This window comes from Paracoccus niistensis, assembly GCF_042432925.1.
Classification (GTDB): Bacteria; Pseudomonadota; Alphaproteobacteria; order Rhodobacterales; family Rhodobacteraceae; genus Paracoccus; species Paracoccus niistensis.
Genome location: NZ_JBHLWE010000041.1, coordinates 242924 through 249688, shown reverse-complemented (window position 1 = coordinate 249688; position 6765 = coordinate 242924). Strand labels below are relative to the sequence as shown.

6 protein-coding genes are annotated in these 6765 nt (G+C 67.5%); 1 reads left to right on the top strand and 5 read right to left on the bottom strand.

Translation table 11 applies throughout. From position 1 onward, the window contains the following. Positions 1 to 300 precede the first annotated feature (300 nt). From rpsI to ACFFII_RS14360, 3 genes are all read right to left on the bottom strand, one after another. The gene (rpsI, locus tag ACFFII_RS14370) at positions 301 to 822 is read right to left on the bottom strand and encodes a 30S ribosomal protein S9 (protein ID WP_090753718.1); all 522 of its coding nucleotides are present in this window, start codon (positions 820 to 822) and stop codon (positions 301 to 303) included. 2 nt (positions 823 to 824) lie between these two features. Continuing rightward, on the bottom strand, positions 825 to 1289 hold the full coding sequence (gene rplM / locus ACFFII_RS14365) for a 50S ribosomal protein L13 (RefSeq protein WP_377699555.1): 465 nt from the start codon (positions 1287 to 1289) through the stop codon (positions 825 to 827). Between the two features lie 142 nt (positions 1290 to 1431). Continuing rightward, entirely contained in the window at positions 1432 to 1848 is a 417-nt protein-coding gene (locus tag ACFFII_RS14360; RefSeq protein WP_377699560.1) for a PaaI family thioesterase, read from the bottom strand. Between the two features lie 60 nt (positions 1849 to 1908). Between ACFFII_RS14360 and ACFFII_RS14355 the strand changes: the two genes are divergently transcribed. Continuing rightward, positions 1909 to 2748 carry an enoyl-CoA hydratase gene (locus tag ACFFII_RS14355; protein ID WP_377699554.1) on the top strand — a complete coding sequence of 280 codons (840 nt, stop codon included), beginning with the start codon at positions 1909 to 1911 and terminating at the stop codon, positions 2746 to 2748. Here ACFFII_RS14355 and ACFFII_RS14350 read toward each other — a convergent pair. Further along, on the bottom strand, positions 2703 to 3440 hold the full coding sequence (locus ACFFII_RS14350) for a cytochrome c biogenesis CcdA family protein (RefSeq protein ID WP_377699553.1): 738 nt from the start codon (positions 3438 to 3440) through the stop codon (positions 2703 to 2705). The two genes, ACFFII_RS14355 and ACFFII_RS14350, sit on opposite strands and share 46 nt — an antisense overlap. Before the next feature lie 74 nt (positions 3441 to 3514). Then, the gene (locus tag ACFFII_RS14345) at positions 3515 to 6406 is read right to left on the bottom strand and encodes an Rne/Rng family ribonuclease (RefSeq protein WP_377699552.1); all 2892 of its coding nucleotides are present in this window, start codon (positions 6404 to 6406) and stop codon (positions 3515 to 3517) included. Positions 6407 to 6765 lie beyond the last annotated feature (359 nt).

Here is a 6765-nt window from a genome sequence, read left to right as displayed (position 1 = left end):
TATCTAGGGGACACAAACAGAGAGGGCAAGACGAAAAAATCATCCAAGCCGCAACTTCGTTGCAGCCCGTTGAAATGCCTTCTTTCTCCCCGCACAAAGCGCGGAAGGAAGGCAACCATCATCACGGCCGCACCCCGGCGCTGGCCCGAATCTCCCACCCTTCTGCAACGCCCGGATGACGGAATCGGTTGCCATGCAGCACCCGACAGGACCGGTCCGAGTCTGGCACGCCGCCGAAGCAGAAAAGAAAAAAGGCGCGGCAGATGCCGCGCCCTTCCAACCTTGCCCGAATCGAAGCGATCAGCGCTTCGAGAACTGGAACGAACGACGGGCCTTCGCCTTGCCGTATTTCTTCCGCTCGACCACGCGCGGGTCGCGGGTCAGGAAGCCCGCGGCCTTGAGGGCGGCGCGCAGGCTCGGCTCGTGCAGCTGCAGCGCCTTCGAGATGCCGTGCTTCACCGCACCGGCCTGGCCCGAAAGGCCGCCTCCGGCAACGGTCGCATAAACGTCGTACTGGTTGGCGACGCCTGCAATGTCGAAAGGCTGGCGCAGGATCATCTGCAGCACGGGACGGGCGAAGTAGTCCGCCATGTCCTTGCCGTTGACGGTGACCTTGCCCGAGCCGGGCTTGACCCAGACGCGGGCAACCGCGTCCTTGCGCTTGCCGGTCGCATAGGCGCGGCCCTGCGCATCGCGCTGGGGTTCACGCGCGACGGCGGCCTGCAGGCTGCGCGCTTCTTCCGAGGTCGAGCCCTGGACGGCGCCGGCGCTGGCCGTCACCGCGTCCCTCAGCTGGTCCAGCGATTTGATGTCTTCGGCCATGTTCAGGCGCTCCGGGTGTTCTTGGGGTTCATCGCTTTGACGTCCAGCACTTCGGGCTGCTGGGCCTCGTGCGGGTGCTGGTCGCCGGCATAGACGCGCAGGTTGGTCATCTGCTGCTTGCCCAGCTTGTTGCGGCTGATCATGCGCTCGACGGCCTTGATGACGACGCGCTCGGGATGGGCGCCTTCCAGCACCTGGCGGGCGGTGCGGTGCTTGATCCCGCCCGGATGGCCGGTGTGCCAGTAGTATTTCTTGTCGTCGCGCTTGTCGCCGGTCATCTGCACCTTGTCGGCGTTGATGACGATCACGTTGTCGCCCATGTCCATGTGCGGCGTGTAGGTCGGCTTGTGCTTGCCGCGCAGGCGGCTGGCGACGATCGTGGCGAGGCGGCCCAGAACGACGCCCTCGGCGTCGATCAGGATCCACTTCTTCTCGATCTCCGCCGGTTTCGCGGTATAGGTCTTCATCGGTCGTCCCTTTCGGGGGGTGTGAATTCGGATAGGGGTCTATGCACCAAAGCACCCCCTCCGGTCAACGCGCGAGCGCGCCGAAAAATTATTTCATCTCATGCACTTACGACATTGGTAATATGATACCAGTGACTACGGCCTAGTTCCTGCGCGATTTCGGCGGAATCGAATAGGTCAGAGACGCCCGTGCGACCGGCACCTCGGCCCCCTCGCTGCGGATCAGCACGTCGCCAACGGCCAGGACGTTTCCCAGCTTCAGCAGCCGGCATTCCGCCAGCAGATCGCGCCCTGCCGCAGGCTTGCGCATGAAGTCGATGTTGGCCCCCGTTGTCACCGCCAGCGCCACCGGCCCGATCCGCGACAGCACGGCTGCATACATTGCAAGGTCCGCCAGTTCGAACATCGTCGGCCCCGAGACCGTGCCTCCGGGCCGCAGGTGCCGGTCCTCGACGGCCAGCCGCATCTCCACGCCTTGCCCGTCCACCCGCGTCACGCTGTATCCGCTGACCTGCGGGAACTCGCGGTCCAGGAAGGCCTCGATCTCCTGCGGCTGCATCATGCTTTTCCCCATCTCTTTCGCCGCCTAGACTTTGGCGCGAGCAGGAGGGGAGAGACAATGGCGAACACCGGCGAACTGATCCGGCGAGAGGACCACGGCGCGGTCGCGCGCCTGGTGATGACCAGCGGGGCGAACTACAACGCACTGTCGAACGAGATGCTGGCCGCGCTGGCCGGGGAACTGGACCGGATCGCCGCCGACAATGCCGTGCGCGCCGTGATCCTTGCGGCCGAAGGCAAGGCCTTCTCGGCGGGCCACGACCTGAAGCAGATGCAGGCGGCGCGTGGGGATGCGGATGGTGGCGAGGCGGCCTATCAGACTCTGTTCGGGGACTGTGCCCGCGTCATGCAGGCCATCGGCGCCCTGCCCCAGCCGGTCATCGCCGAGGTGCAGGGAATCGCCACCGCAGCAGGCTGCCAGCTGGTCGCCAGTTGCGACATGGCGGTGGCCGCCGAGAACGTGCGCTTCGGCGTCAACGGCATCAACATCGGGCTTTTCTGCGCGACGCCCATGGTGGCGCTGACCCGGGCAATCCATCCCCGCGCCGCCTTCGAGATGCTGGTCACGGGCGAGTTCAACGACGCTCAGCGTGCCCGCGAGTTGGGACTGGTGAACCGCGTCGTTCCACCCGCGCGGCTGGCCGAGGAGACCATGGCGCTGGCGCAACTGGTCGCGACCAAGCTGCCGGTGGCAGTGCGGCTGGGCAAGCGGGCTTTCCGCGAACAGCTTGGCCTTGGCCTTGCCGACGCTTACCGGCAGACCGGCGCCGTCATGTGCGAAAACCTGATGCTGCCCGAGACCGACGAGGGGCTGAACGCCTTTCTTGAAAAGCGTGCGCCGTCCTGGGCGGTTCAGCCGATTGCGGCCAGCGCCGGGAAGGTCTCCAGCAGCCAATAGCTGATGACCCCCAGCCAGCCGGTCAGCAGCAGCACACCGACGGCGATCAGCAGGACGCCCGAGATCCGCTCGATCACTCCCATGTGCCGCTTCAGGCGGTTCATCAGCCCGATGGACCGCTCGATGAAGATCGCCGACAGCAGGAAGGGGATGCCCAAGCCCAGCGCATAGACCCCCAGCAGCGTCGTGCCGCGCGTCGGGTCGGTCGCGGCCAGCGTCAGGATCATGGAAAGCTGCGGCCCGATGCAGGGCGTCCAGCCGAAGGCGAAGGCAAGGCCCAGCAGATAGGCTCCCATCGCCGTGCCGCCCTTGTCCCCTGCCTCGATCCGCGCCTCGCGGTCGAGCATCGGGATGCGGAAGACATGCAGGAAATGCAGCCCCAGCAGGATCACGAAGATGCCCGAGATCGTCACCAGCATGGGCTGATACTGCAGGAAGGCCCGGCCGAAGGCCGAGGCCGCATAGCCCATCAGCAGGAAGACGGTGGACAGCCCCAGCACGAAGAACAGCGCCGGCAGCACCGCGCTGCGCTGGCGCTCCTTCAGGGCCGAAACCTTCACCCCTGTCATGTAGGCCAGGTAGGGCGGCACGATCGGCAGCACGCAAGGCGACAGGAAGGACAGGATTCCCGCGACCACCGCGACAAGCGCGGCCGGCAGGATGGCCGCATCGGCAAGTTCGATCCCAAACATGGGCGGCACCTTGGCGAAAAGAACGAGGCCGGGAAAGCCCCGGCCTCGCGTCAGAACGTCACGGCTGCGTCAGGTCAGCCCCTGGACCACCAGCCCCGGCGCCGGGGCCGCGGCTCGGCGGCAGGCTCGGGCGCTTCGAGGACCGAAACATCGGCCTGCGGCTCGGCATCCACGACAGGGGCGATTTCGGAGAACGCAGGCGATACCTCGCCGGTCACCGCGTCATCTCCTGCAGCCTCATCCGCAACAACCGCCGTGCCTTCCTCCAAGGCCGGAGCCTCGGAGATTGCCTCGGCCTCTGCCACGTTCCCATCGTCACCCGCTGCCGCCTCGTGCGACGGTGCAACTTCGGTCAGGCCCGAGGTCACCTCCGGCTGGGCCGGAACCTCGGCGACCTCAGCAGGCACTGCGTCCTGGCCGGCATCCTGCGGCTGGGCAGTGTCCGCCGCCGCTTCGGCCATGTCCGCAGCCTCGGGAGCGTTGTCCCGAGTAGCCTCGGTGTCGTCGCTCAGCCCATCCGCATTCGCGGGGATGCCGCCGGTTTCCACCGGCTCGCCCTCGCCCGCCGGAACGTCGCGGCTTTCGTCGATGAGGCCCTGCGGCGCATCCCCGGCCTCGGTGCGGGTGGCATCCCGATCCTCACCGCGGCGGCGCGACCGCGACCGCGAGCGGCGGGCACGACCGGCGGGCTTGTCCTCCTCGGCAGCCTCGCCCTCGGCCTCGGCCTGCAGGGGCTGCGCCTCGGACTCGGCGTCGTCCGAAACCGTCTGCTCGCCCCCGTGCGCCTCGTCACCATTGCGCCCGCCCCGGCGGCGGCGGCGGCGGCGGCGGCGCGAGCCGCTTTCGCTTTCCTCCTCGGCAGAAGCTCCAGACGCCGTGACGTCCGCAGCTTCGGCTTGGGCCTCCGCCTCGACCTCCTCCTCGGCAAGGTCCTCGTGCTCGTCGATCTCGGCCATCAGGCGCGCATCGACCGACAGCGCGGCCGAGGCCGGCTCGGGCACCACGCGGGTCGCGGTCTTGAACTTCTCCATCGTGTAGTCGGGCGAGATCAGCGACGGATCGGCCTCGACCCGCACCGACAGGCCATAGCGCGTCTCGATGGTGGCGATATGCTCGCGCTTCTGGTTCATCAGGTAGTTGGCGACGGCGACCGGCGCACGCACCAGCACCTCGCGGGACCGCTTGCGCGTGCCCTCTTCCTCGATCGCGCGCAGGATCGTCAGCGCCATGGAATCGTCGGACCGGATCAGCCCGGTGCCGTGGCAATGCGGGCAGGGCTGGGTGGTCGATTCCAGCATCCCCGGCCGCAGCCGCTGGCGGCTCATCTCCAGCAGGCCGAAGCCCGAGATGCGGCCGACCTGGATGCGGGCGCGGTCGTTCTTCAGCGCCTCCTTGAAGCGCTTCTCGACGGCGGCGTTGTTCTTGCGCTCGTCCATGTCGATGAAGTCGATGACGATCAGGCCCGCCAAGTCGCGCAGGCGCAGCTGGCGCGCGATCTCGTCGGCGGCCTCGCAGTTGGTCTTGAAGGCCGTCTCCTCGATCGAGCCTTCCTTCGTGGCCCGCCCCGAGTTCACGTCGATGGCGACCAGCGCCTCGGTGATGCCGATGACGATGTAGCCGCCCGATTTCAGTTGCACGACCGGGCTGAACATCCCGCCGAGATAGCTTTCGACCTGATAGCGCGCATAAAGCGGCGTCGGGTCGGTGTAGTGCTTCACGGCCCGGACCTGCGTCGGCATGATCATCGCCATGAAGTCGCGGGCGGTGCGATAGCCGCGCTCGCCCTCGACCAGCACCTCGTCGATGTCCTTGCTGTAAAGGTCGCGGATGGACCGCTTGATGAGGTCGCCTTCCTCGTAGATCGGCGCGGGCGCGATCGACTTGAAGGTCAGCTCGCGGATCTGCTCCCACAGGCGCATGAGGTATTCGTAGTCGCGCTTGATCTCGGTCTGCGTCCGCTGGCTTCCGGCGGTGCGGATGATCAGCCCGGCGCCCTGCGGCACCTCGAGCTGCGCGGCGATCTCCTTCAGCTTCTTGCGGTCGGCGACATTGGTGATCTTGCGGGAGATCCCGCCGCCGCGCGCGGTGTTGGGCATCAGCACGCAATAGCGGCCCGCAAGGCTCAGATAGGTCGTCAGCGCCGCGCCCTTGTTGCCGCGTTCCTCCTTGACGACCTGGACCAGCATGATCTGCCGGACCTTGATCACTTCCTGGATCTTGTAGCGACGCGCGCGGGGCTTGCGGGCGGGGCGGATCTCCTCGGCGACGTCCTCCTCGGCGACGGATTCGATCTCGTCGTCGTGGTCGGTAGCCCGGCCCTCGGCCTTGTCGTCGTCCGAGGGCTCCTCGGATGAGGCCTCGTCGTCAGCCTCCGCCTCGGCGCGCGCAGGCCCGTCCTGGGGCGCGGGCTCGGGCGCGTCGGCATTGCCGCCCTGCCCCTCGACCGAGGCGTCCACGACATCGCCGCCCGCGGCGGCGAAGCCCGATTCCACGGCGGCCTCCTCGGCCTGGTCCTCGGCGCCCGCGTCGATGACCTCCATCCCCGGCACATGCTCGGAGCGGGTCACGGCATCGCTGCCGGTCGCACGCTCGGCACGCTCGTCGCGGCTGCGGCTGCGGTTCCGGCTGTTGCGGGGACGACGCTCCTGCGCGCCCTCCTCGGCCTCTGCCTCCTCGGCAGCGGCGCGGTCCTCCTCGATCAGCGCGCGGCGGTCGGCGGCGGGGATCTGGTAGTAATCCGGGTGGATTTCCGCGAAGGCCAGGAAGCCGTGGCGATTCCCGCCGTAATCCACGAAGGCCGCCTGCAGCGAGGGTTCGACCCGCGTGACCTTGGCCAGGTAGATGTTGCCGGCGAGTTGCCGCTTGTTCAGTGTCTCGAAATCAAAGTCTTCGACCCTGGTTCCGTCCGCCACGACGACCCGAGTTTCCTCGGGATGCGTGGCATCGATCAGCATTTTCTTTGCCATGAATCGTTCTTTCGCGCAGCCCGGTCCGTCTGCGCAAAGGCGGATCGGACATGGAGGTGCGGCTTGATGAGGACGCGCGGAGGGCGCCGGACGGGACTGCGGGGCCGGCGACCACATGGCCCGCGGGGCTCATGCCCCGCCGGCTCCGTGCGTCGTCATCCATCGCGCGATCCATCGCGTCTCTTTTTCCTGTGCCCTTGAACCGCATCACACGGCCGAGGGCGGCGAATGTTTCGGCGGGCCGCGCGTCCCCAGGGACGAGCCGGTCCGCCGGCTTTTTCCCACGCAGGGGACTGCCGGAAAAAACCGACAAGACCACCGCGTTGCGAAACCGGGTGCCGGGCAAGCGCGGCCGATCA